This is a genomic window from Maricurvus nonylphenolicus (genome assembly GCF_042854845.1).
GTDB classification, from domain to species: Bacteria; Pseudomonadota; Gammaproteobacteria; order Pseudomonadales; family Cellvibrionaceae; genus Maricurvus; species Maricurvus nonylphenolicus.
Genome location: NZ_AP031498.1, coordinates 657065 through 682729 on the forward strand (window position 1 = coordinate 657065; position 25665 = coordinate 682729).

Genomic DNA, 25665 nt, shown 5'->3' on the forward strand with positions numbered 1-25665 from the left:
TTTAGGACATAAAAGGTTTAGGAAATTAAAAGTCGTAATCTATAAACAGTTTTAAAGTACATCGTCCGGATTGACGCCGGACGCTTGAAGCGTATCAATACAGCGCTGCTCGGATTCGTTGAGATCGACCATCATCAGTTCCAGGTCGTGTAGCTGCTGTTCCAATTGCGCGCGATTTTTGCGGATACCGTTAATCAGGGTGACCAATTGATCAGTGTTGTTACTGCCTGGATCGTACATAGCGACAATGTCGCGGCTTTCTTCCAGGGAGAATCCCAGCCGTTTACCGCGCAGAATCAGTTTGAGCTTGGTACGGTCAGCGGCGCTGTAGATACGGGTTTGTCCCTGGCGGGCAGGGGTGATCAGGCCTTTATCCTCGTAAAAGCGGATGGTTCGGGTCGTAATATCGAACTCTTTGGCGAGATCGGAAATGGAGTAGGTGTTGCCTGAGCCCATAGGTCTATCTGTCAAATTGGCTAATGATGGGAAAAGATTATCAAAGGTTTACGTTAACGTAAAGGTAAGCTTAGAGTGATTAGGAATAATATGGGCAGATTTGATTGCCTGGATTGATAAAAAGGCCGGGATCGCTAGAGCTATACTTGATGTAATCTGCTGACTTGTGGGTCATTGAGCTCCAGGGGCAAAAAGTGTGTATTTGCTGAATATCAGACCAGAAACACCGAACATGCGGTTATGGCTTGTTTGCCTCATGCTGTGTGTGTGCGCCTCGGGTGAGGCTTCCACCCCGAAGGATAAAACCGTTTACTTTGTCTGTGTGATACGACCCAATGCCCCGTTTTACGAATACGTGGAATACGCCTATTCCAAGGTGTTTAACAGCCTGGGTTACAACTTTGAGCTGGTGGCGATTAGGCCTGATGAGGCGCCAGGCCTGCTGAGGGATGGTCAGGCAGACGGTGACTGTGGTCATATCCCCGGCTACGCCAAGTTAAAGGGCATTGAGGGGTATCTGGAGCTGGATATCTCCATGACTGCCTTATCCTATGGCGCCTGGAGTGAAAAGCCTATTCCTGAAGGGCTGTTGAAGGGGAAGCCTATACCGGCATCGGTGCGTGTGGGTTATCTAAAAGGCATTGCGGGATCGGAGGCGGTGATAGAAGCCAGTCAGCACACCAATGTAGTGGTTTTTACTTCACTGGATGATGGCAAGTTGGCGCTCAGTCAGGGAGAGATTGATATTTGGATTGGGCGGGTATTGGGGGTGAGTCAATTTAATTTTAGGGATAAGCCCAAGTACTATGAAATCTTAAGGACTTACCCGGTCATCCCTCTGTTGCATAACCGTTTGGCAGCGGATGCGCAGGCCATTGAAAAGCTGCTGGCAAAAGAATTTCATGTTCTGTCGTATCCGGGTTATTTGAAAATGAAACTGGCGAAATTATTGGATCGGCCAGCAAAGGATACTATTCACTTCAACTGCATTTTAAATGACAGAAGTCCTTTATTTCATAAGATGGTTAGCGCTTATCGCAAGGCATTTAAGCAGGTGGGCAAAGAGTTTTATATGACTACGGCACTACCTGGACGAGCATTGGCAAATCTTAATGCGGGCATCACGGACGGCAGCTGTGCCAGAACCGAAAAAGTTCTGAATGCATTTGATCAGCAGCGGCTGATTATCATTGATGTTCCTGTGATGCGGGTAGAGTTTCAAGCCTGGGGCCACCGTGCGCAGCTGGAGGTCAACGGGGTTGAGGATATTATTCAGCAAAAATTGCGCGTGGGATATCGCTATGGCCTCTTGAATATGGAGCAATACCTTCGGGATGTACCACCAAGTCATCTGCATAAAGTGATTCATGTCGAGCAAGGGGTGAAAATGCTGGCTGCCAAACGGCTGGATATTTATATCGATTCAACGGAGAGGGTTAATCAGGCGGTACAAAGTATCCAGTTCAATACAGAGCTGTATCCGTTAAAGGTATTGTTGGTAGAAGAGGCGTTTCCCTTGCTTAATAGCAAGCACCAGGACATTGCAGAAGGGTTTGCTGAGCATCTGCGTGAACAGATACCGCCAGGAAAAAGTTACCTTTTCTATTGAGTTGTACAAGATACAACACCGGCTTTTTATGGCCGGTGCTGTAAATCATGTGGCTACGATATTTGTGTTGACTACTATTTTTTATGCAGTTGTACAGGAAGCTTTGTATAACCTTTAACGAAGTTTGATAGCACGTGTTCTGTTTCGCCAACGACCTCGATAGTTTCAAAACGCTGCAGAATTTCTTCCCATAAAATCCGCAATTGCATTTCAGCCAAACGGTTTCCCATACAGCGATGCACGCCAAAGCCAAAGGATAAATGATGGCGGGCATTGGGGCGATCGATGGTAAATTGATCCGGGGTATCGATAGCTCGTTCATCGCGGTTACCCGATACATACCACATGACGACCTTGTCGCCTTTTTTAATGGTTTTTCCTGCCAGTTCTACATCTTGAGTGGCAAGGCGGCGCATATGGGCCAGCGGCGTTTGAAAGCGAATAATCTCGGATACCATATTGGGAATCAGGCTGTGGTCAGCGCGCAGTTTTTCGTATTCTTTCGGGAACTCATTGAGAAATTTGATGCCGCCGGTAATTGAGTTACGAGTTGTATCGTTGCCACCAACAATCAGTAGTAACAGATTACCGAGAAATTCCATTGGCCGATCGATCAAGTCCCTGGTGTCATCGTTGCTCAGCAGCAGGCTAATCAAATCGTAGGACTTGTTACCTGCTTTTATTTCTTCTTTGCGTTGCAGCCAGAGTTGAGAGAAGTAGGTGGCACACTCGTGCATTGCCTGTAACACTTCGTCGCGATCGGCTTCGCCACCGGTTAATGCAGGGTCGGCGGTCGCCATATCGGACCAGTAAATTAACTTGTGACGGTCTTCCTGCGGCATGCCAAATAACGTTGCCAGCATGCGCGCGGTCAATTCAATAGACACTTCTTCAACCCAGTTGAATTCTTTATCCGTGGGTAGGTTGTCGAGAATGTCTTCAACGCGAGAGCGAATCAGGCCTTCCAGTTGCGCCAAGTTGGCGGGAGCTACAACCCCTTGGACCGCCTGGCGTTGCTTGTCGTGTTTGGGGGGATCCATGGCGATAAACATATCGAGCAACATATCCTCGGGGCGATCACCAATGACAATCACCGGCTCGGAAGAAAACAACTGATGGTTGCGGTCGACAAATAAAATATCTTCAAAGCGCGTGACAGACCAAAATGGGCCAAAGGGGCTGTCTTCAATATAGTGTACCGGGTCTTCGTCGCGCAGGCGTTTAAAGTAGGTTTCCCATTCACCGCTGGCCAGTAGACGGGGGTCACTGACATCTATTTCGTGCAAGGCCACATCGTTGGGGTTGGGTAGGACGGGGTAGACTGATGACGGTTTAAACTGTGCGTTCATAATCTCTCTCTTGTATTTTTATAATTTGATTCACCTGGCTGGTTTACATCTGGAATTCAGGCAGATTTACAACCAGCCCATCGTGGGCTTCGTTAAGTTCAACCTGGCAAGCCAGACGTGAGTGGTCCTGCTTTTCCGGTGTCATATCGATCATGCTGGTTTCGGTGTCATTGGCTGCTTCTATCTTTTCGGCCCACTCGGGGCTGATAATGACGTGGCAGGTGCCACAGGCGCAGCTGCCGCCACAATCGGCATCGATGCCGGGTACGGCATTATCCAGGGCTGCTTGCATCAGGGTTTGCCCTTCGCTGGCTTCCACTTCGTGTGCAGAACCGTTGTGCTCAATAAAGGTAATTTTGGCCATCTCTCTCTCCTCGGGTGTCCGTTATTGATGTGTATTTATAGTAGGAATTGCGCGTTGACTGGGGCAGGTCATTTTTTGACTTTTGGGGGTTATTAAAAGACACTGGGGCTGTTGTCTCGTCACTGACTTGATAGGGTAGGCGTTCATCATGCCTGCCGGTTGCTAACAGCGAACAGACTCCCATGACAGTTACCACTTCGCCTTCAACAGACAATGCTTGTATCCCGACAAGCTATTCTCGCTTGATTGCTACTGTGATTGGTTTACAGGAACGGTCCTTGGGTGAGCTGTTGGCGGGAGTTGCATTGACGCCTGCACAGCTGACCTCTGATGCGACCTTGCTGACCGGCCCGCAACAAATTCAGATTATTCGTAATGCCCTGCGTCTGGTGGGTGATAAAGGCTTTGGTTTGCTGGTGGGCAAACGTCTGACACCACCTACCCATGGGGCGATGGGATTTCTGGCTAACAGTAGTCCGGATCTAAGAACCGCCATTGAGGCGTTTCAGGAATTTCTGCCAACCCGGATGTATTTTGTGCGGTTGGATATGCAAACGGATGAACAGTGGCTGTACTGCGATTTCCATTTGGCGCTGGATGCTGAGTCGGTAGTCAGGCGCAGTATTCTGGAAGCGATCAGTCTGGCGCTCTTGTCGTTGATAGAATTTATTCTGGGGCGGCCGCTGCATGAGGGGCAGCTCTGCCTGGACTATGCCGCCCCTGCTTATCGGTCCCTCTATCCGCAGTATATCCCTTGCCCTATACGTTTTGAGTCTTCACGCAATACGCTGTTAATTCCGCTGGAATTACTGGCTACGGTCAACGCGACAGCCGATCATGAAAATTATGATATGGCATTGCAACAGTGCCAGCTGATGTTAAATCAGTTGCCCAAGGAGCGGGCAACAACGGCTGATCGTGTGAAGGCGTATATGCTCACACATCCTCCAGGGCAGTTGTCAGAAGATGCTGTAGCGGCGGCGATGTTTATCACCAAGCGAACTCTGGCGCGGCGGCTGGAGAAAGAGGGTAGCAGTTACCGTCAATTGCGGGATGAGATTTTTGCGTCCTTGGCTGCCAGGTATTTAAAGGACTCAGCGCTTTCCGTTGAGAGTATCGCTGGGTTGTTGGGGTATCACGACAGTGCGAATTTTCGTCGGGCGTTTAAGCGTTGGTTTGACATAACGCCGAGCCAATATCGCGACAAATAAACCAAAGGGCGGGGTCTGACCCTGCGGGTCAGACCCCATATTTAAAACTGCGTTCGGGGAGTTCTTAGTTCTTAATCCGGGGTACGACCCGCAGGGTCGGACCCCTCACTTCTCTTACATCGCAGTTTATTCGCCTGTTTTACTCACCCAGGTAGCGCTTGCGCTTGGCGGGTTTGAGTTTGGTCAGGTCGGCCAGAAACAGGCCATCCAAACAGTCACTGAAGTCTGGATCGATGCTGAATGCCAGCAGTTGGAATCCGCCCGGCTCAAACAGAGCGGCATATTGTTTTAACAGTACCGGTACCTTTTGACCTTGTTCGGCAAACACCGATTGCAGGTGGGCAAAACCGCTGTCGCGATCCAGGCCGTCGTACTCGGTCGCCAGTTGTTGGCGATGAGCTGGGTCAAGGAAGTACGGTTGTTTAGCGCTAGCCAGGGCTTGTGGGGAGGCGTAGTGCAGCTCGTAGTAATACACCAGGTGATCTACCAATTGCTTGGGATAGCTGGCGCTGATGCTGACCGGGCCAATCATATAGCGAACTTCCGGGTTGTGGCGTAAATAAGCACCGATACCCTGCCACAGATAATCCAGGCTGTTTTTACCCCAGTATTTTGGATTCACAAAGCTGCGCCCCAATTCCAGGCCTTCTTGTAAATAACTGCGGAAGTCCGGCTGGAAGTTAAACAGAGTGCGGGTGTAAATACCTTGCTCGCCGTGTTGATCGATCAGCTTGCGTGTTTCACCAATGCGGTAGGAGCCGGCAACCTCTAATGCTTTGCTGTCCCAGAGTACCAGGTGGTGGTAGTCGCGGTCGTAGCGGTCAAGGTCGCGTTTGGCGCCGGTGCCCTCGCCAACCTTGCGGAAGGCGACTTCACGCAGGCGGCCAATTTCGCGCATCAGTGTTGGTGCTTGCTGGTGGTTGGCCAGATAAATGCCGTTGTTATCGCGGGTCTGACCCAGCAATTCGGCCTGTTCCAATTCTTCACGCAGTTCGCAACGATCTTCCGGGTGGGCAATGGTTTTAACGGTTTCAAAAATCGGCTTACGTTTGCGACCGATTTTGTACAGGTGTTTTTTCAGGCGTTTAATTAATGCCTTGTCATTGAGTTTGTCACTTTGCAGTGCTTCTGCAGGGATGGGCTCGCCGACGCGGAAGTGAATGGTGGCCGATTGTTTGTTAAACATTTCCTGGGCCAGCAGGGCGGTGCCCAAAGGTTTGTACAGCATGGAGGCGCTGTAGAACAGCAGCGAATTCTTGGCCTTAACATGAATGGGCAGTACCGGCGCTTTGGCGCGGCGGGCCAGATTCAGAAAACCCGGCAGCCAGCGGCCATCTTTAACACCGGTAGGATGGGCGCGAGAGACTTCTCCGGCCGGGAAAACGATCACGGCTTCGTCGTTATTCAGTGCTTCGAGGCTGCGGCGGAAGCTACGCAGGGCACTGCCCCCGGTCATATTGTCCAGCGGGATTAGCAGACTATGCAGGGCGGTAAAATGCATCAGCATATCATTGCCGATAATCTTCACATCGCGGCGGACTTCACTCACCTGGCGCAATAGCGCCAAGCCATCAAGGGAGCCAATGGGATGGTTGGCAATGATCACCACACGGCCCTGCGCGGGGATATTCTGGCGATCCTGGGTGGTGATGGCGTAGCTAAAGTTAAAGTACTCAAATACGCGATCGATAAAATCCAGGGCGTCGGCATCGTCGTTAGCCTGTAAGAAGGCGTTAATATCCTTCTCTTTGGTGAGAGAGCGCAGGAAAGAAACGACGGGCTTTTTAATCAGGTCGGGTTGGCTCTTAAAGTTTGGGAATTTATTGGCAACCGCTTGTTCGATATCAATCATAGCTAGGCTCTGTCTGTTCACAATATCTTTTCACAATTGCGACAAAATTAAGCGATTGGCATGAAGCTGGGATGACAGCTGTATGACTGTCTTGTGACAAATAGGGGGTGTACACTGGGAGTATGCCCGTCAGGTGAGGGAAGTGGTTATGACATTGGTAGTGTACGACTATGGGGTGCGAACTCAGACTCCCTGGTATGACATATTTCCGCCCCGTGATGTGAATCAGCTTAACGAGTTGGCGGCCTCCAATCGCCTTAGCGAGCGCGACCAGGTCAAAGAGAGCGGTATGCCTGCCCAGACGTTGCCGGGCCAAGGTCATAAAGGCAAGGGACAGGCTGCACCCTACCAGGAAATTCATGACGGTGAGCCACAGCGCAAGCCGGTGTATTACGCCAAGGATATTATGCAGGCGCCTGTCGTCACCCTGCCGGAGTCCGCAACCTTACAGAGAGCCTGGGAATTATTTAAGCAAAAAGGCTTTCGCCATATTCCGGTTATCAATGGATCGCAACAGCTGTGCGGTCTGGTGTCTGAGCGGGACCTTTTGCGTGCAACATCAACCATGGTATTGGATCACCCTTTGAGTGAGCAGCGAACGGTTGTGGAAGTGATGACTCGGCGGGTGCTAACCGTTGGACCTATGTCCGAGATTCGAGAACTGGCAGCGGCTATGACTGGGCACAAGGTGGGCGCTATGCCGGTATTGGATAGTGAGGAAAATCTGGTTGGTATTGTCACCCTTGTGGATATTCTGCAGGTGATTATGAATCGAGCGCCGATTGATTTGTGGAGTTAAGGGGAGTTAAAACAAAAGCAGCCGCCCGAAGGCGGCTGTAAGAGGGTACTGCGTAGGTAAAGCAAAATAGTTTTAGAAGGTGTAGGTTACATCCAAGCCGTAGACTCGGCCTTTGGCGAGTGGGGAGAAGGTGCCGCCGGTTGGAACTCCTGCAATGTCATCCGGAAGTTGCGTATCGCCACCATGTTTGACTTCATCTAGTAAGTTACGACCGTAGAGACCAATGTTCCAGTGGCCGTCGTTACTGTAGAAGTCGATGCCTGCATCGAGGATTTTTTGCTTGTCGATAAAGCCCAAATTACTATCGGTGTAGGCAGATTCATCTCGGTAGGCGTAATTGATACGAGAAGTAATGTAACCAACATCCCCAAGAGGAAGGTCATGGCTTAAACCAATGCTATACGTCCATTCAGCGGCCCTTGGAAGGTCAAGCTTTTCATCTGCGCTATCTACAACGTTGTCACCATTCAGGTCTTCTTTAACGTCATCGTATTCTGCGTCTATATAACCCACTGATGCAGTGAGAAGTAGCTGCTCTGTTATTGCGTACATGCCGTCAATCTCTAAACCAACAATGGATGCGTCGGCTGTATTGCGAACAAGCTGTACAACACCTGCTCCCTCGTTAGGAAGATTTAGCTCACGTTGCATATCATCAATTTTATTATAGAAAAGAGCGGCATTTATGCGGCCTTTCTGACCAATTTCTCTCTTGATACCAACTTCAAAGTTGTCTACTTGCTCCTCGTCGAAAGATGCAGGGGGTACTGTGAAAGAAGTATTTCGTAGGTTATAGCCACCAGAACGGAAACCTCTAGACCAGTGTGTGTAAACAATGGTTTCTTCGTCTAGATCGTAAGTAAGGCCTACTTTCGGAGACCAGTTACTCCAATCTTCATCATCAACAAAATCGAAAGGACAGTCGCCGTTTGTAACGATATTACATTCGTCGTCTCGTGGTCCAAGTAGGGGGAAAGTTGGAACTAAGGTTGTAATATTTTCATTCAACGAGGCAAGCTTTGCTTCTTTTTCTTCTTTGGTATATCTCAAGCCTGCTGACAATGTTAAGCGTTCGCTAAGGTCGTAGTCGCCAGCGATGAACACACCTGTGGTTTCGACTTCATATTCACCACCACCGTCGTATTGGATTCCGCCAAGTACAGCAGGTATTTGTGCTAATAATCTTCGTTCGTGATAATCGATTTCGTTAGTGAAGTGATAGATGCCCGCTGTTAGGTTTAGCTTATCAAATTGGCCGTTGTATCTTAACTCATAGCTATATTGCTCTGCTTCGAGCCATGAGGGGGCATGGAAATAAGGCTGGGAAGATGCATCAATATCACCGATGCCGGTCTGAGTATTATCTCTCCATCCGAAAATACCAGTCACAGTACCATCGCCGAATTCGACGTCGTAGTTAGCTTCTAAGGCTAGGAAGTTAGTCCGAGTCTTTAGGAACCCTTCTTCATCAACCGAAAAGTTAAAGCTATCGCGATCATAATTATTGACTGCGTTTGGCACGCCGCTTCCATTGGTATGACTCTGTGAGGCAGGCCCATCCCCATCTGATTCACTATACTCATAGCGCGCAATAACATTTAATTTATCTGTCGGATCCCAATCCAAAACCCCGCGCGCCATTTTGGTCCGGTTTTCACCAAACTCATCGTTGGTGGCTAAGTTTTCAAACCAGCCATCATCGTTGTTGTAGTAGAGAACCAGTTTACCCCCTAAAGAGTCGGTGATAGGCCCACTGATGCTACTCATTGCATAGGTGTTTAATTCTTCACCACCGCCTTCAACGGCAGTCCGGACTTTGACTTCCAGCTCATCACCCGGACGTTTGGTTTTCATCAAAACCGCACCGCCGGTTACATTACGGCCAAACAGAATCCCCTGTGGACCACGCAACACTTCGATACTTTCCAAATCAAAAGTGTCGAGAATAATGCCGTTATTCACGCCCATATACACGCCATCAACAAAGATACCTACCGTAGGATCAATGGATGGAATGGAGCTGTTAATACCCAGGCCACGGATAGAGAAGTTGGCGGTACCGCGGGAGGTGCCGATATCATCCAGGGCTACGTTGGGCATGCCTACGGACAGGTTGGTCAGGTCGCGTACCTTCAAGGCATCGATCTGCTCTGAGCCAAAAGCACTGATGGATAGTGGCACGTCCTGAGCGCTCTCTTCACGCTTACGTGCTGTTACCGTGACTTCTTCCAAAATAGATAAGGCAGAACCACGTTGGGGTTGATCGGATGTTTCCTGTGCACTCACGCTAGTGCTTGCAATGGCCAGGGCCAGAGCGGAAACGGTAAATAGATGCGAACGTGTCTCTCTTTGAATGGAGCTAGAGTGTGAGTGAGTCATATGATCTCCGTACTTATATTTATTATTACGACCATATAGCGACAAACCACCTGTACCAGCTTGGCTAGCCGCTAACAGAAGCGACGCGCTTATTGCTCGGTATTAATGTTGCACTCTCGTATACCGGCAATAATCTGTGGTGTCGGTTTTTAGAGTAATCGCTAAAAAACTATTTTCCTAGCAAAAACAGTGACCGGTCAGTCACATTGTTTCATATTTACGGAAAGAAAAGTTGAAAGGCTGCTCAAGAATGCAATTCTTTTAATTGCTCGAACTGCTTGTCGAGTAATTCCGAGTAAGGGGCTTGGACCTGTTCAACCTGTAGCCAGTATTGATTGAGGTCAGTGCTTTGGATGCGATCTTCCAGGGCCGCGTTATCGAACAGGGCTTGCTCAATTAACAGGCTACCCGCGGTTTGGGAGGTAATCAGTGATTCGTGGGCCAGCAATTGCTCATGGCCACTAATTTGCTCCATAAGTGAGTGGCTTTGTCGTTCGGGGGTAATGCTGGCGTTGAGTTGCAGCTTAATGCCTTTGCTTTGGGTATCAGAAAAGCGCTGCAACAGGTGGGCGCAGCACAGGGCGTTAAAGGCGCTGCTGTCGATATCGGCACCGCGGAATTTAATCTGGATATGGCTGTGGGCGGAATTTACCTGGGCTTGTACCTGCCCTTTATAGAGGGCGCATACGCCTTTTACCTGTTGTTCAAGGCTGTCGAGTAACTGTTTTAGCAGTGGGCTGCTGAGTTGACGCTTGAGGTCGCTGAGGTTTTTAAGGTAAAGGTTTAGATCCACCGTGTGCTTTTTGGCGGGCATATCGCTCATCATCGGTTTCAGGTTGGCGATGGGGATGCTGCCTGCGGGGTTGGACTTTGTTGGGGTTTCTTGGTGGCTATTGTCGGCCGAATCGTCTGTTGAATTGTTTGCCGTTTGGTTGTTTCTTGCAGGTTTGGCGCCGATGATCAGTATGGCAATCAGTACGATCAGCCCCAAGCTGAGAGTGACGGGGGCAATGGTCGCGTGATCGGGTTGTTGCAGGGACAGGGTGACATAACCGGCAACGCTGTTGTGAAAGGTAATCGGCGCACTGAAGTTCAGGGCATCGGGGCTGGCATTGAGGTTGGGGGTGCTGCCGGCCTGTACCAGTAAACGGTTTTCCACATCGTGGATGGTAGCGTTGTCGATACGTGGGTTTTCGGCGATATCGCGCAGGATCACCTGCAGGCTAACCAGGTCATGGTTAAGGGTGGCGTCTACCGCCTGGCGAGCAGCCAGTGCAGCCAGCGCCTGGCCATAGTGTTCATCCTGCTGTGCCAGCGTTTGTTGCTGAGTGCTTAACTGCAGGCCAGTGGCGGCAACAATACCGAGTAATAGGCCTAGGCAAAGCGGCAGCCAGGGTGAGCGGCTGAAAAGGGCGGCTATGGGCTTCATAATACTGGGCTGGCAGTCCCGCGTTTAGTTATCGTTGTTATTATGTGAGTTATCTTGTGAGGCTGACTAAGCTACAATAGCGCGGGCCACCCTGCAGGGATGGCCAATTTAATCAGTGTTTGGCGTTCGTGCCTATTGTTTTGTGCCATTTATTTTATCGGATGATAATGACGTGGCGAGGAAAATAGTGGCCAGCGACAAAAGCGGTCAATTTATGGCCAGTTAAACGCATCAGTGTAAAGAAGCCCGTTTGTGAAAGAGATTCTATTAATCAGTGTGACCGGTGAAGATAAGCCCGGTGTAACGTCTGCTATTACCTCCATCCTGGCCAAGTACCAAGCCAATATTCTGGATATCGGTCAGGCGGTCATTCACGATAGCTTGAGCCTGGGCTTGCTGGTGGAAGTACCGCCGGAAAGCGAGTCTTCCCCTGTGTTTAAGGATGTGTTGCTGCGGGCTCACGATATGGGCATGCAGGTTCGCTTTGAACCTATCAGTGAAGATCGCTACGCCGAGTGGGTGACGCATCAGGGTAAAGATCGCCATATCGTCACCCTGCTATCACGCAAGGTGACTGCGGGACAGATTTCTGAAGTGACGGCGGTAGCGGCCAAGCACGGATTAAATATCGATAATATTAATCGCCTGTCCGGGCGTATTAGCCTCAATGAGGTCGATGAGTATTCCAAGGCCTGTGTCGAGTTTTCTGCACGCGGCACACCGGCAGACCTGGGTGAGCTGCGCAGTGATTTTATGGAACTCTCCAGTCGGTTAGACGCCGATGTGGCTTTCCAGGAAGACAATATCTTCCGTCGCAATCGTCGCCTGGTGTGTTTCGATATGGATTCCACCTTGATCGAAGCCGAAGTGATCGATGAGCTGGCCAAGGCGGCAGGAGTTGGTGAGCAGGTGGTGGAAATCACCGAAGCGGCCATGCGCGGTGAGCTGGACTTTAACGAGAGCTTTGCCAAGCGTATGGCGCTGCTTAAAGGCCTGGACGAAAGTGTGCTGGCGGAGATCGCTGAGCAATTGTCTATCACCGAAGGGGCTGCGCATCTGATCAGTACCTTGCGTAACCTGGGTTATAAAACCGCCATTCTCTCTGGTGGTTTTAATTACTTTGGCCGTTACCTGCAGGAAAAGCTGGGTATCGATTATGTCTATGCCAATGAGCTGGACATTGTCGACGGCAAGGTGACAGGCGAGGTTAAAGGCACCGTGGTTAACGGCGAGCGTAAAGCCGAGTTGCTGCGCGAGCTGGCGGCGAAGGAAAATATTTCGCTGGAGCAGGTGATTGCTGTGGGTGATGGAGCCAATGATTTACCCATGTTGAGTATTGCTGGCTTGGGTATTGCCTTCCGCGCCAAGCCGTTGGTGAAGGCGTCGGCGAAGCAGTCTATTTCCAACCTGGGACTGGATGCCATTCTGTACTTGATCGGTTTCCGCGACCGCGACGTTTAGGTTTTCTTAGGTGGGGTACTGATGTCCGGGGTCTGACCCTGCGGGTCAGACCCCATTCGAAGCGACAGAGCTTGGGTATTCTTACGTGGGGTACGACCCGCAGGGTCGGACCCCAGTTAGCACCGCACTTCCGAATTAGCCTTCCATATTGAAGTCGTAACTCATCTCCGCTGCAGGTCCCTGCAGGTAGTGCCCCTGAATATAGTGAACGCCAGCCTGCCACAGGGTGGAGAGAACATTGGCGTTTTCCACAAAGGGCACGACGGTGATTTTTTCCGATTCGTGTAGCTGTTTGATCAGGTTGGACAGGGTTTCCGGATCTTCGTTGTGCTTTTGAATATCCTGGGTGAAGGAACCGTCGACTTTCACGTAATCGCAATCCACATGCTTAAGTGTGTTAAACGGATTCAGTGAACAGCCAAAGTTACTGATCGAGCTCTTGCTCTTCATCTCCGCCAGCCCTGCGAAGAAGGCTTTGGCGGCGTTGAGGTGATTGGTGATATCAACTTCGCCACACTGGAAGATCAGGCTGTCATGGGGCAGTTTGGCGGCTTTAAAGGCAACGCCGAGCCAGGCCAGCAGACTGTCATCGCACAGGGATTGATGGCTGAGGTTTACGATCAGGTGTGTGTTGTTGCCTTTGCCGCGGTGCTCCGACAGGATTTTAATCGCTTCCAGAATTACCCAGCGATCAATTTTGGTACTCAGGCCCACGCTTGCTGCTGCGTCGAGGAATTCATTGGGTGAGATTTCCTCGTCATTATCATTGAGCATACGCAGCAGGACTTCGTAGTGCTCGGTTTCGGAGCCGCGCAAGCTGATAATGGGCTGGAACAGTAAACGGAAACGGTTGTTGTCCAAGGCGGCCTGAACGGCTTTGATGACATCCTGCTCACTGCGCTCTTCATCGCTGATCTCAGGCTCGTAGAGCGCAATATGGGGTTCGTTCTCGGCTTTGTCTTCCCCGCTGCTGGTGGCAGCCTTTTTGGTTTGATCGATGATTTCCTGGCCTTTGTTGGCCGTTTCGTTAATCAGTGCGATACCAATACTGAGGGACAGCTGTAGCGTTTTGTTATCGATGTCGACAATATGGTCGGCCATGGCGCTGGATATTTCGTGGGCTCGCGCCAGGGCTTGATCGGCTTTGATGCTGGGGATTAGCAGCATATAGTTGTCATCGCCGAAGCGCGCCAGGGTTTCATCGTCGCGGCTGTACTTACCCAGTAAGGCGGCAATATCACCCAGCACCAGATCGGAGTCTGCAGCGCTCATCACTGAATGCACCTGCTCTTCAAAGCGGTCGATTTCCAGATAAATCAGGGCGCCGTGGGCTTCACCGTGGGCGGCTTTATCGACAGCCAGTTCCAGCTGTTCGATCAGATAGGTGCGGTTGAAGAGACCGGTGACCAGATCCTGGTCTTTAATTTTCTGCAGTTCGGCGGCCAGCTCCTCGCTGTCACCTGCCTGTTTGGCGGGGATCAGGAACTGGACACAGGGTTCTTCATCGTAGATAGCGTTGGCAATCTTGATGGTAAGTGGGCGTTCGCTTTCGTCTTGGGTGATGCCATTAAAGGACAGTTCCGTCAGCTCCGCCTCTTCACCTTTTAGGGCAAAATCCTTAAGGAATTGTTTGACCTTGTCCTGGTCAGCTTCGCTCACCATATCGATGACGGGCATACATTCGATATCGTCAATATCGTCGTAGCCAAAGTCTTCGGCAAAGGATTGGTTGGCGTACAGATACATGCCGTCCTGCACATAGGCAATGGCATCGCGGGAACTGTCGAGCAATTGCTGGCTGCGGCGTTCGGCTTCTTTCAGACGGCGATCGGAGCGACGACGCTGTTGGCGTTGCTCGCGGTTTTCCAGTTCGCGGCTGATAACCAACAGCAGGTGTTGGTCTTCATCGAGTTGCACAACATCGGTCGCGCCGGCCTTGATGCCTTCAACCACTGCCTGGCTGCCTTCCTCGTCGGTGAGCAATATCATGGGCACATCTTTGCCCAGGCGCTTAATTTGGCGGACGGCGTTGTGTGGCTCAACATTGGTGGTTTTATCGTGGCCAATGAGCAGATCCCAGGCCTGGTCCTGCAGAAGCTTAGTAAGTGCTTCCTCGCTGTCGACATGCTGGGCGCGGTTGGGGCGGCCAGCATTGTTGAGCATGCTGATCAGGCGCTCTGCTTCAGAACGGGAGTCGTTAAGAATCAGCAGGCGGATGGTATCGTTTGGGTTCATACAGCTTGTAACCAGTATCCTTACGGATTGTCCTTAACCGCGCGTATTTCAGGCGCCGAATTGCGTCATTGCGTGGTGAGTAGCGCAACACGTAAATAGTTTGCGCTGCCGCACATCTTTTATATCAACCAGTTATCAATTCTAGTCGATAGTCTGAATTTTGACATAGTACTTGAGACCGATTAGATCGCAATGCTTTATATCAATTATCTTGTCGGGTCTGAGACCTGTATTACATTTTAGACCCAATTGTTGAGATGACTTACCAGTCGGAGTTGAAATCGTCAGCTTGTTGTTGCTGAGCCTGACCCTCTCCGCTCGTGTTTTCCAGTTGACGGAAGTAGAACTGACTCATGGCACTGGTCGAGAAAATGCACTCGGTCAGGTGGGCAGTATCCGTAATGCCGTGATGGTTCAGTCGGACCTTGTTCTGCGCCTGGAAGGGCACAGAGGGAGCGAGCAGCGAGGCCTGTTGCTTGAGGGCTTTATTGGCGGGTAAAAATAGCGCCCGCATAAATTCACCGTTCTCACCGCTCTTGTTAATTAATTGAATGGCGTAAGCTTCGGCGTTAGGGGCCAGCAGTTGAATGCCCAGCAGGGTGCCGCCGCGGTTTTGTTTGACCCAGCGAATAACACCGATATTCCAGTGCTTGCGGTTAGGTTCGCGCAAGCCCAGCAGTTCACCGGAACGTACCTGTGATGGGATGGCCTCATGCCATTGCAGGCAGTAGCCGCCGGGGCTGGCATCAATGCGTTCGACCTTGTGGATGGGGTACATTTCCCGGGCTTCTTCGTCCGCCATATGCGGGGCTTTACCCGGTGGTTCTACATCGCTGACAAACGCCTGGGCCCAGGGATCGTGTTCTGTGGCAAGTTTGGCGGCGTTAAAATCCGGGGATTTCTTGACCGCTTTACTGCGTTGTTTGGGGTGATGCAGAAAGGCGTGAAACTCCTGTTCTTCACAGGTGTAGAAGTGCAGAGCACTTAGGCCGACAATAACATCCATGCCGCCGGTAGCGGGGCGCCGGGCATTATCCCGCTCGTGAATCTGGCCCCATACCTTGAGGCAGTGTTTAAACAGTGCCTCGTTCATCAGTGGCGGGCGTTTGATTTTATGGCTGGCCTGGCCTTTTGCCAGTTGGTTCAGTTCGTAATTCAAACTGTCCAGATCCAGTGTGCGAAGTTCAACCTGACCGTCGGTGTTAAAGCGCTTGCTGTAATTGGGCGGCATATTGCCTGAGAGGTTGACGGCAAAAATATTGTTATCGGGTTCCTGGCTCAGATGAACGTGTTTACTCCACTCTTCCAGAGCGCGATACAGAATGCCAACATCGGTTTGGTTAAGCTGATTGGAATTGGCGCAGCTCAGTAGCAGCATGCGCATATAAACCTGCTCAATGGTATTGGCTTTAGCTTGTTCCAGCAGCTCATCGTTAACGGGATGTTTGAGCAGATTTTCTTCTTCGGCCACGCGGTACAAGGTGTGGCTTTCGGCCCACAATTGAATCGGAGCCTGGGTGTATAGCTGGTAGCTGCGCAGCAGTTGCAGGCCCATGCCGGTCAAGGCACGATGCAGGCTCAGCGATATCTGTTCAGTGTGAGTCTTGCGAAATTTTTCAGGTTTAAGCAGGTATTCCTTGGCGGCCAGCATATAGCCATTGCTCATGTGCTTTTGCAGGGCCTGGGCTACAACGGCTGTTTTCATGGCGCCTTCAGGCAGAATCAGCGGTTGATTAAGGAAGCTTTTCGCCAGCCCCTGAATACATTGCTGCACATAAGGGCGTAAACTTTCCAGCATGGCCAGGCGATTGTCTGCGGGCGTTTTAAGGCGTGTGACTTCCGGCAGCGCCTGATACAGCATGGCACTGGTTTGCGTAATACGTGTGGCGGGCAGCTCCTCGGCCCAGCGACGCACGCGATCAGCTTTACTGCTCTGACAAAAGCTCAGGGTGCTGAGCTCCTGGGTAGGCAGCTTGAGATTAGCCAGCAGGGAAAGTAGGTGCTTATCGGCGTTCATTCCGGTCGATTATCGCTAAGTCCATATATTCATTATAGTTATCTATTCAGGCTAGCCCGAAAACATACGGTATTTTGGCCAAACCTACAAATGCTGCCAGCCATTCTACCCCTGTAGGTTGAATTAGGCGACAGTCTTAGCCACCGGCTTCGACCATGACCTTCGAGGGGGCTCCAGCAACTTCCTGTACCAGTTTAGGCACCAAAAAACCGGGTAGCTGTGCCTGCATGGCTTTATGCAGTTTTAATGCCTGGTCACGACGGATATCAAAATGCGCAGCCCCTTCGACCTTATCCAGCAAATGCAGGTAATAGGGCAGCACGCCACTGGCAAACAGGCTCTCACTAAGCGCTACCTGGGTGCTTAGCTCATCATTAATGCCCTTTAACAGTACTGCCTGATTTAACAGGGTGACCCCGTGTTGTTGCAGCTTGGCCAGCGCACCTCTGACGTCGTCGTCAATCTCCTGGGCATGGTTGATATGTAGCACCATGATTGTCTGCAGGCGAGTTTCACTTAACCAACGCAGGCAGTCAGCAGTTATGCGCTGCGGGATCATTATCGGCAAGCGGGTATGAATCCTTAGACGCTTAATATGAGGGATGGCGGCGATCTGTTGGGTTAACCAGGCGAGTTGTTTGTCGTTGCTGCTTAGAGGATCGCCACCGCTGTAGATGACTTCATTAATAGCATTGTCGGCAGCGATATAATCGAGAGCCTGTTGCCACTGGCTGCGTCCCGGTTTGTTTTCGTCGTAGGGAAAGTGGCGACGGAAGCAGTAGCGACAGTGAATAGCGCAGCTCGGTGAGGTGATCAGCAAAACCCGGCTTTTGTACTTGTGGATAAGCCCGGCAACGGGATTGCTGTCGGCCTCTTCCAACGGGTCATGGCTGTAGCCGGGGGCGGCTTGCAGTTCGGCACCTAAAGGCAAAACCTGTTGTAAAAGCGGGTCTTGCAAGTTTCCCGGCTGAATGCGGCTGGCATAGGGGCGTGGTACACGCAGGGGGAAATCCTTGCAGGCCAGGCGAGCCTGCTCCAAACCGTCTTGCGGCAGCTGCAATAAATCAAACAGTTCTTCAGGGGAGCGAATCAGGTTATTAAGTTCGTCTTGCCAGCTGGCAAGCTGACTAACCTGTAGGGTTTGGGGAATCATGTGGCTGCGGTACCCGGCTTAAAAAATGTTGATGCAGATAGTTGATGCAAGCTGGCCATTCTACCAGTCGCGCTCCAGAAGTTGGTCCAGGTATTGGATTTCTTCGTGATAGATTTTGCGGGCTTTGGCTTCGTCCCCACCGGGAGCCTTGGCGGCAAGCTCCGGCAGACGTTGGCGCATCTCAGCGATCCACTGCAGGCGGCCTTGTACATCTCTAATAATGAAACGCATAATCCAGGTATTAAATTCCGCCATTTCCGGCATTTTAAAACCCTGTTCCAACACAATCTCCAAGCCTTCTCTCAGTAGCTGCGCTTCAAGCAGGGCTTGCTCTTTGGCCTCATCCAATAGGGCGCGAACATCCTCGCGTGTGCCGTGATCGGCACTAAGCAATTTCACCAGAATTTCGTATTTGTACTCCAGGTGGCCACTGGGACTTTTTAGCCACTGGCTTAGGGCTTCCCGCCCGGCATCGGTAATGCTGTAGACCGTGCTTTTGCGTTTGCCGTTGTATTGCTCATTGGCTTCGGCCAGGCCTTCGGTTAACAGGCGTTTGGGTTCGGCATAGATACGGCTTTCAGCTTTAGGCCACACCCTACGTAGCGGGCTGAGCTTCATATACTGGGTAATATCGTAGGCCGTCCAGGGGCGGCGGGCCAACAGGGCCAGCAATGCATAAGACGTTGTTGTTAATTGAGCCATGGCTAGGGATCTAGTTGTTGAGGCGGGGATTTTAACACTTTACTCCCGCTGGGAGTATTCTGTATATTCTGAAGATACTCCTTTTGAGAGTATTTGTGCGGGATGAATAAATATGGTTAAAAAGCTGTTACTTGGCGGGTTATTGCTCTCGCTTGTGGTTGTTATCACCGCTTATCAGGTGTTTAAGCGGCCAGCGCCAGAGGCCAGTCAGGCCTTTATCAATGGTGTGGTGCTGACCATGGATAGGCAAAATAATCAGGCTGAAGCGGTGCTGCTTGAAGGTGACCGCATAGCTGCCGTTGGCAGCAGTGATGCCATTAAGGCGTTAGCCGGGCCAGATGCTGTGATTCATGATCTGCAAGGTAAAACCCTGATGCCGGGTTTTATTGATGCTCACGGGCATTTTCCAGGATCAGGGATGGACGCTTTTGCCATAAACCTGGCTAGCCCACCGATAGGTTCTGTGAAATCCATCGACCAGTTGTTGAAGCGGGTTGGCCATGAGGCTGCGCAAGTGGCTGAGGATGAATGGGTATTTGGCTATGGTTATGACGATACCCTGTTGGCCGAAAAGCGCCATCCAAGCCGTGATGAACTGGATATGGTGGCTTCAGATCGACCAGTATTGCTGATGCATGCATCGGGTCACTTGGCGGTGGCCAATTCCCGCGCCCTGGCAATGGCGGGTATTAGTCAGGAAAGTGCTGACCCTGAGGGCGGTGTTTACGGTCGTGACAGCGAAGGGCGTTTAAACGGTTTACTGGAAGAAACCGCTGCAGTAGATCTGCAGATGCAGGCAACAGATATTAGCGCCATCAAGTTTTTAAAAATGCTGAGCTATGCCGCAGATGAATATGCATCCCAGGGGGTAACCACGGCGCAAAGTGGAGCAACACCAAAAATGCTGGGTGAGGGCTTGTCCCTGGCCAGCCGTTTGGGGTTGATTCCTTTCCGTCTGGAGGTGTGGCCGCTGTTTGATGAGTGGGGGGCGGAGTTGCTTGAGACGCCTGAAGCGGTCGCCGATTATGACACTGACTTGTTTAACGTCGGGGCGATTAAGTTAATCGCCGATGGCAGTATTCAAGGCTATACCGGTTATTTGTCCAAGCCTTACCACCAGCCATTTCATGGTGATGAAGATTATCGCGGTTATCCGCGTACGCCACTGCCGGAGCTGAGAGATTGGGTTGAAAAATACCATCGCGCGGGCTTTCAAATGGCTATTCATGGCAATGGTGACGGCGCTATGGATGACATTATTACCGCCTTTACTGAAGCCCAGCAGAAGCATCCGGTTGCGGACCCGCGTTTGATTTTGATTCACGCGCAAATGGCCCGCGAGGATCAGCTATTGGCGATGAAAGAACTGGGGATAACCCCAAGCTTTTTCTCCGCCCATACTTACTATTGGGGAGACAGACACCGCAACATTTTTATGGGGCCCGAACGTGCTGCCAATATGAGCCCTGCCCGATCGGCGGCCAATATTGATCTGCCCTATACCATTCATCTGGATACACCGATCGTGCCTATGGAGCCTCTGTTTTTGGTGTGGAGTGCGGTCAATCGCGAGACCCGCTCGGGGTTTGTGGTCGGTGAACATCAGCGCTTGACGGTGATGGAGGCCCTGCGGGCGGTGACCATTGAAGCTGCCTGGCAGATTTTCCGTGAGCAGGACCTAGGCTCTATCGAGGCGGGCAAGCAGGCGGATTTGGTAGTACTCGATAAGAACCCGTTGCTGTTTCCCAAAACCCTGAAGGATATCAAGGTGGAGCGCACCTATGTGGCCGGGTTGGAGATTTATAACAAAGGCTCCTAGGGCCTGTTCACTCTCGGTTATCTTCACTGCTGGCTTGCTGTACAATAGCGCCACTTTATTAGAGGTGAAGGCTCGGCCTGTGCCTCTACGGCTTTTGCTTGCGAGCTGTTTGTAAGTAATAAGCCTTTAAAAACAGTAAGTTATCGGCGGCTCTGAGCGGTCTGCGTAAGTTGATATAGCGAGAAACATAATGGGTACATTTTCCACCAATGAATTCCGTAGCGGTATGAAAGTAATGCTCGATGGCGATCCCTGTGCCATCGTGGATAACGAGTTTGTTAAGCCAGGTAAGGGCCAGGCCTTCAACCGTGTTAAGTTGAAGAACCTGACCACCGGTCGCCAGTGGGAGCGTACCTTTAAGTCCGGCGAAACCCTGGAAGCCGCCGATGTGATGGATCACGACATGGAGTACCTCTACACCGACGGTGAGTTCTGGCACTTTATGGAGCCGTCTACCTTTGAGCAGCACCAGGCTGACGAAAAAGCCGTAGGCGATGCCGCCAAGTGGCTGAAAGAGCAGGACACCGTTGTTGTTACCCTGTTTAACGGTGCGCCTCTGGCCGTAACACCGCCTAACCATGTTGAGCTGGCAGTTGTAGAAACTGATCCAGGCCTGAAAGGTGATACCGCTCAAGGTGGCACCAAGCCTGCGACTCTATCGACTGGCGCCGTGGTTAAAGTACCTTTGTTTATGAACGAAGGTGACGTGATCCGCGTTGATACCCGTACCGGTGAATATCTGGGCCGCGCCAAGGACTAAATTTCACGTCTTGGCACAAGTTACATTAATGTCATTCCCGCGTAGGCGGGAAGAGCCTGCCCCGCGAGCAAAGCGAGTGCATTGGGTATCCTGTGGCCTTCGATATTAATGCTGAGTAATCGCCCCTGTATTTATGCAGGGGCGTATTATAAGGGCGGGGATTTTCCTTTCTGGATACTCCTATGACTCCATCTTTTTGGCTGCCCTCTGCCAGTCTTGAACAACTTCGCGCACGTGCCGCGCTCTATCAAACCCTTCGCAATTTTTTCGCGCAACGCAATGTGTTGGAAATCGACGTTCCGGTATTGGCCAAAGCCACAGTAACCGACCCGCATATCGATTCCATTGTTGCCCGCTGCGGTGATGACGATGTCTTCCTGCAGACCTCCCCCGAATTTTTTATGAAGCGCTTGTTGTGCGCTGGCAGTGGACCGATTTTCAGTTTGGGTAAGGCGTTCCGTAATGGCGAAGTGGGGCGTAAACACAATCCGGAATTTACCATGCTGGAATGGTACCGACCGGGGTTTGACGATCACCAATTGATGGATGAAGTCGAGGCGCTGATTCAGCAGGTGATGCCAATTACTTCGGTTGAACGATTAAGTTATCGCGACATTTTTCAGCGCGTTTTATCGATTGATCCACACTCCGCCAGTTTGGAAACTTTACGAGCCTTAGCAAAGCAGCACGTTGAACTCGATTGGGATGACGATAACCGCGATACTTGGCTCGATATTTTAATGACCCATGTGATCGAGCCACAGTTGGGTGAAGGGTTGGTCTTTATATATGACTACCCAGCCAGTCAATGTGCCTTGGCCCGAATTGAAAAAGATCGCCGCGGACAAAAAGTCGCAAAGCGTTTTGAGGCTTATGTAAAAGGCATTGAGTTGGCCAACGGTTATTGGGAGTTGACCGATGTTCAGGAGCAGGCTGAGCGCTTTAAGCAGGATCAGTTACGTCGTCAGGAATTGAATTTACCAAATAACCCAAGTGACGGCTTGCTATTGGATGCATTGGCTAACGGTATGCCGGATGCTGCAGGTGTAGCTTTGGGGGTGGATCGTTTATTAATGTTGCAGCAGGGTGTTGATTCGCTGGAGCAGGTGTTGGCATTTCCTTTTAGTCGCGTTTAAATTCGCTCTGTAATGTTGATGCTTTTACACTATTCAATGTGAGCTTTCGTTGTGAAAGCTGCCAACTCTTCTGCTTAAATTTGCCTAAAACCTCGATTTGTAGCACGCCACTGGCGTGCTTTTCTTGTTGTTGGCGATAAAAACTGGCTGTGCTAACCTTAATGCGCGTCTTGTTCTTGCAAGATAGATACAATAATAAATAACCATGGAATTTTCTAAGGGAGTAGTCAAATGCGCAAAGCGCTTCAATTTTCTGCCATTACTTTATCTTTATCACTTGCGGCTTCGGCTGCCTGGGCTGATAACCACCGCTGGAATAAAGGCCCCTTCTCGTTTATTAAACAACATTTTCAGGACTTCAAAGAGTTAACGGGGATTGTCGAAGAACTGGCGGATGCACAGCCAGATGTTGTTGATATCGACGAGTATAATTTCTTTAACAACAATTATGACCGCCGCTTGGTTGATCAAAATGGGCACAATGCTCCGGGAGAGTGTGACAATCGTTTGGTGCAGGCTCGTTGGACCGATGATGTGCTTACCCATAATATTAGTCACTCCAATTCTGTGACGGGTGCTCCCTGTGGTTATGATTTAGCTATTAGCTATAAACCTATATCGGAAGGTGAAGGGTTGGCAGTCAATGTTATGCAGGTACCGCAAATTCCTGGTTTTGAACAAACTTATTCGCCAACGGTTCAGTTTTTTCCACAGAAAGTACGTATTGGTGAAAGCTGGGGCGGAGTTTATAGCGTAGAAGATCGCTTTCAGGGCAACCCGTTAAATACGGTGACGGTATTGCGTACCAGTACCTTGTTATCAAAGCTGGATTCCGTGACGGTGCCAGCGGGAACGTTTGAGGATTGTGTGACGGTCTCCGTGCGCGAGGAATCGGCAGGTTCAGAAGGAATGCCAACCTTAAGGGCGTTAGAAGCTAATACACTCTGTCGTGATATCGGTGTTGTAAGGCGCGTATTGGTTGTCAGCGGTTATGACTATCAATTGGAGTCATACCTGCCCGGTGAATAATTTTACATCGGACGTCTGAATGTAAAAAGCCAGGCTTATGCCTGGCTTTTTTGTGATCGTTTGTTTTGGTTAGCGAGTGATTAAGGTCGCCCGAATATTCGCCAGTCCCGGCTGCGGTTGACGCTCGATACTGATATCGTCAATCACCAAACCGCCTTCGGTTAGGCTTTTTAACCAGGCCAGGGTTTTATCCATCGGAGCGGCCTCCAGCCACAGTCGCAGTTTTTTACTACCTTCCGGTTGGACGCGCTTTAAACTCAATTGATGCTGTTTGGCGCTTTGGGTAACAAAGGTTAGTGGCGACTGGTTTGTTGGGCGGGATTGTTTGGCTGGCAGCTGTTGAATTTGTTGTACAGCTGTTTCTTGATTTTGCAGCCAGTGTAGCAATTCTGTGTCAGCCAGATAGCGGTCACGGGATTGCTGATGGAAGTCGTAGCTGGGCAGAATAATGCCGTACAGCATAATCAGCACGGCAAAAAATCCGCCCAGTAAGCTCAGGGCCAGGCGGTCACGGTCGCCCAATTGTTGCCAGCGTTGGCGGTAGGGTTGCAGTGCGGCCAGTAGTTGGTTTTTTGCTTCAGACATTAGCTCTGGCCTCCATTTTTCGTAGTGAGTTTTATACGGCCACGAATACCCTGGTTTTCTTCAATGGCAGATAGCAGTTCTGAGTTTAATCCCTGGCTGCTCAGTTGGTTGCGCAGCTGGTCGAGTTGATCAATGGATTTGCTGTTAAGCTCGATAATCAGTTCGCTGCGTTGGCGATTAAAGCGAATTTGTTGCATCTGCAAATCACTGGCTTGTGGTTGCCATTGCTTAATAAATTGTCCCAATAGGTTGAGGAACTGATCGCCCTGTTGGGCATGGCTGCCGCTAAGGTGATTGCGGGTTTGAGTGCGAACGTTAACGATGCGGCGGTCGCTGGGGAAGTAGCTGCGATACAGGGCCAGGGTGTCCTGATATTGTTTGTCGGCTTGCCAGGAAAAATACATGCCGCTTGCCAGCAGGTAGCCAACGTAGAGTACTACGCCTACCGAGGCGGCGATGGCAGGCAGGCGTAAATTGGTATGGGTTTTCGCCTGCTTTTTAGTTGCCGCAAATTCACCTTGCAGCAAGTTAAGATCCGTTTGCCAGTCTGTAATCGTAGAGCTTATGGTGTAATCGCTGGTGTCTGTAATGTGTAAATCTATTCCGCTCGCGCTGGCACTGGTTTGCAATTGTACGCGATGGCTTTCCAGGCGGGCAGCATCAGTACTCAGTACAGTCAGCTCGCCATCACTGCCATTGGGTTCCCAGCTGTCGAGTAATGCTGCGAGGTTGTTTTGATCAATGCTGACAGCAGTGTTGGCGCTAGTACGCAAGCTGGCACGTGTTGGTTCCAGCAATAGGCTGGCTGAAGATGCATTGTCGGCGTTAATAGGCAGTGTCAGTGCATCGGGTATCAGGGCATCAGCAGCTAGCTGATAGTCTTGCAGGCAAGCCAGAAGATTTTGCAGGCGTTGACGTTCAATAACAGCAATATCTACCTGCTGATTTTGAATGTTCGAGATCGCAAGGTGCTGTTCTTCGATATCTGCGGCAAGCTGTTCTTCAACTAAAAATGGCAGCGCCTGTAGGAGTTGCTTGCGCTGTTTACTTGAGAATGGCTGGGGTAGGTCCACCTTGCTCAGCAGTAACCATTCTGTCGGAATCAGCACGGTGATCAAGCTGCTATCGCTCAGTGTTGGCAACTCCGATAGCGTGCTGTGTTGCCAGGGGCATTGCGCAGCCTCAGCCCCTGCTGGGATATGCACCCAGCCAATAGTGCTGCTTTCTGGCGAGGCTTCAAAATCCACCGGCAGGTGAATCAGAAGGTGATCGCTTTGTGTATTTTTCGCTATCTCACTTATTAGCATAGTGTTGCCGCTG

General features: G+C 50.7%; 20 protein-coding genes. 8 read left to right on the forward strand and 12 right to left on the reverse strand.

The features are described from left to right. Positions 1 to 51: 51 nt before the first annotated feature. Positions 52 to 456 carry a MerR family DNA-binding transcriptional regulator gene (locus ACGHZ6_RS02845; protein WP_390617274.1) on the reverse strand — a complete coding sequence of 135 codons (405 nt, stop codon included), beginning with the start codon at positions 454 to 456 and terminating at the stop codon, positions 52 to 54. A gap of 232 nt (positions 457 to 688) precedes the next feature. On the opposite strand from ACGHZ6_RS02845, the gene ACGHZ6_RS02850 reads away from it, so the two are divergent. Next, positions 689 to 2065 carry a hypothetical protein gene (locus ACGHZ6_RS02850; RefSeq protein ID WP_390617275.1) on the forward strand — a complete coding sequence of 459 codons (1377 nt, stop codon included), beginning with the start codon at positions 689 to 691 and terminating at the stop codon, positions 2063 to 2065. A gap of 74 nt (positions 2066 to 2139) precedes the next feature. On the opposite strand, the gene ACGHZ6_RS02855 is transcribed toward ACGHZ6_RS02850, so the two are convergent. Continuing rightward, positions 2140 to 3414 carry a cytochrome P450 gene (locus ACGHZ6_RS02855; protein WP_390617276.1) on the reverse strand — a complete coding sequence of 425 codons (1275 nt, stop codon included), beginning with the start codon at positions 3412 to 3414 and terminating at the stop codon, positions 2140 to 2142. 43 nt (positions 3415 to 3457) lie between these two features. Beyond that, positions 3458 to 3778, reverse strand: a complete 321-nt coding sequence (locus ACGHZ6_RS02860) for a 2Fe-2S iron-sulfur cluster-binding protein (protein ID WP_390617277.1) — start codon at positions 3776 to 3778, stop codon at positions 3458 to 3460. A 182-nt stretch (positions 3779 to 3960) separates the two neighbouring features. Between ACGHZ6_RS02860 and ACGHZ6_RS02865 the strand changes: the two genes are divergently transcribed. Beyond that, positions 3961 to 4989 carry an AraC family transcriptional regulator gene (locus ACGHZ6_RS02865; protein ID WP_390617278.1) on the forward strand — a complete coding sequence of 343 codons (1029 nt, stop codon included), beginning with the start codon at positions 3961 to 3963 and terminating at the stop codon, positions 4987 to 4989. A 139-nt stretch (positions 4990 to 5128) separates the two neighbouring features. Here the strand turns inward: ACGHZ6_RS02865 and ACGHZ6_RS02870 are convergent, their stop codons facing one another. Then, entirely contained in the window at positions 5129 to 6841 is a 1713-nt protein-coding gene (locus ACGHZ6_RS02870) for a GNAT family N-acyltransferase (RefSeq protein WP_390617279.1), read from the reverse strand. Between the two features lie 148 nt (positions 6842 to 6989). Between ACGHZ6_RS02870 and ACGHZ6_RS02875 the strand changes: the two genes are divergently transcribed. Continuing rightward, positions 6990 to 7640 (forward strand): HPP family protein, encoded by a 651-nt coding sequence (locus ACGHZ6_RS02875; RefSeq protein ID WP_390617280.1) that lies wholly within the window; start codon positions 6990 to 6992, stop codon positions 7638 to 7640. Between the two features lie 72 nt (positions 7641 to 7712). Here the strand turns inward: ACGHZ6_RS02875 and ACGHZ6_RS02880 are convergent, their stop codons facing one another. Both ACGHZ6_RS02880 and ACGHZ6_RS02885 read right to left on the reverse strand, forming a co-directional pair. Continuing rightward, positions 7713 to 10019: a TonB-dependent receptor gene (locus ACGHZ6_RS02880; RefSeq protein ID WP_390617281.1), complete on the reverse strand. Its 2307-nt coding sequence runs from the start codon at positions 10017 to 10019 to the stop codon at positions 7713 to 7715. Between the two features lie 244 nt (positions 10020 to 10263). Further along, positions 10264 to 11448, reverse strand: coding sequence for a hypothetical protein (locus ACGHZ6_RS02885; RefSeq protein WP_390617282.1), 1185 nt, complete (start codon positions 11446 to 11448; stop codon positions 10264 to 10266). Between the two features lie 252 nt (positions 11449 to 11700). Here ACGHZ6_RS02885 and serB point away from each other — a divergent pair, with 252 nt between their 5' ends. Continuing rightward, positions 11701 to 12909 carry a phosphoserine phosphatase SerB gene (serB, locus tag ACGHZ6_RS02890; RefSeq protein WP_390617284.1) on the forward strand — a complete coding sequence of 403 codons (1209 nt, stop codon included), beginning with the start codon at positions 11701 to 11703 and terminating at the stop codon, positions 12907 to 12909. Positions 12910 to 13044: 135 nt separating this feature from the next. On the opposite strand, the gene ACGHZ6_RS02895 is transcribed toward serB, so the two are convergent. From ACGHZ6_RS02895 to ACGHZ6_RS02910, 4 genes are all read right to left on the reverse strand, one after another. Further along, positions 13045 to 15144 (reverse strand): EAL domain-containing protein, encoded by a 2100-nt coding sequence (locus tag ACGHZ6_RS02895; RefSeq protein WP_390617285.1) that lies wholly within the window; start codon positions 15142 to 15144, stop codon positions 13045 to 13047. Positions 15145 to 15406: 262 nt separating this feature from the next. After that, complete coding sequence (locus ACGHZ6_RS02900; protein WP_390617286.1) at positions 15407 to 17161, reverse strand: hypothetical protein; 1755 nt, start codon at positions 17159 to 17161, stop codon at positions 15407 to 15409. A gap of 136 nt (positions 17162 to 17297) precedes the next feature. Further along, positions 17298 to 18314: an EF-P beta-lysylation protein EpmB gene (gene epmB / locus ACGHZ6_RS02905; protein ID WP_390617287.1), complete on the reverse strand. Its 1017-nt coding sequence runs from the start codon at positions 18312 to 18314 to the stop codon at positions 17298 to 17300. A 60-nt stretch (positions 18315 to 18374) separates the two neighbouring features. Further along, a complete protein-coding gene (locus ACGHZ6_RS02910; protein ID WP_390617288.1) occupies positions 18375 to 19016 on the reverse strand; it encodes a PadR family transcriptional regulator in 642 nt (213 codons plus the stop codon). A gap of 112 nt (positions 19017 to 19128) precedes the next feature. Here ACGHZ6_RS02910 and ACGHZ6_RS02915 point away from each other — a divergent pair, with 112 nt between their 5' ends. The 4 genes from ACGHZ6_RS02915 to ACGHZ6_RS02930 all read left to right on the forward strand — a co-directional run bounded on the left by ACGHZ6_RS02915 (position 19129) and on the right by ACGHZ6_RS02930 (position 23760). Continuing rightward, positions 19129 to 20835 carry an amidohydrolase gene (locus tag ACGHZ6_RS02915; RefSeq protein WP_390617289.1) on the forward strand — a complete coding sequence of 569 codons (1707 nt, stop codon included), beginning with the start codon at positions 19129 to 19131 and terminating at the stop codon, positions 20833 to 20835. 190 nt (positions 20836 to 21025) lie between these two features. Then, positions 21026 to 21595, forward strand: coding sequence for an elongation factor P (gene efp / locus ACGHZ6_RS02920; RefSeq protein WP_390617290.1), 570 nt, complete (start codon positions 21026 to 21028; stop codon positions 21593 to 21595). A 182-nt stretch (positions 21596 to 21777) separates the two neighbouring features. Continuing rightward, on the forward strand, positions 21778 to 22731 hold the full coding sequence (gene epmA / locus ACGHZ6_RS02925; RefSeq protein ID WP_390617292.1) for an EF-P lysine aminoacylase EpmA: 954 nt from the start codon (positions 21778 to 21780) through the stop codon (positions 22729 to 22731). 231 nt (positions 22732 to 22962) lie between these two features. Further along, positions 22963 to 23760, forward strand: coding sequence for a hypothetical protein (locus tag ACGHZ6_RS02930; RefSeq protein WP_390617293.1), 798 nt, complete (start codon positions 22963 to 22965; stop codon positions 23758 to 23760). Between the two features lie 69 nt (positions 23761 to 23829). Here the strand turns inward: ACGHZ6_RS02930 and gspM are convergent, their stop codons facing one another. Together gspM and gspL are read right to left on the reverse strand one after the other, a co-directional pair. Further along, positions 23830 to 24345, reverse strand: coding sequence for a type II secretion system protein GspM (gene gspM / locus ACGHZ6_RS02935; RefSeq protein ID WP_390617294.1), 516 nt, complete (start codon positions 24343 to 24345; stop codon positions 23830 to 23832). Next, positions 24345 to 25652, reverse strand: coding sequence for a type II secretion system protein GspL (gene gspL, locus ACGHZ6_RS02940; RefSeq protein ID WP_390617295.1), 1308 nt, complete (start codon positions 25650 to 25652; stop codon positions 24345 to 24347). The genes gspM and gspL overlap by 1 nt, the downstream gene beginning before the upstream one ends. Positions 25653 to 25665 lie beyond the last annotated feature (13 nt).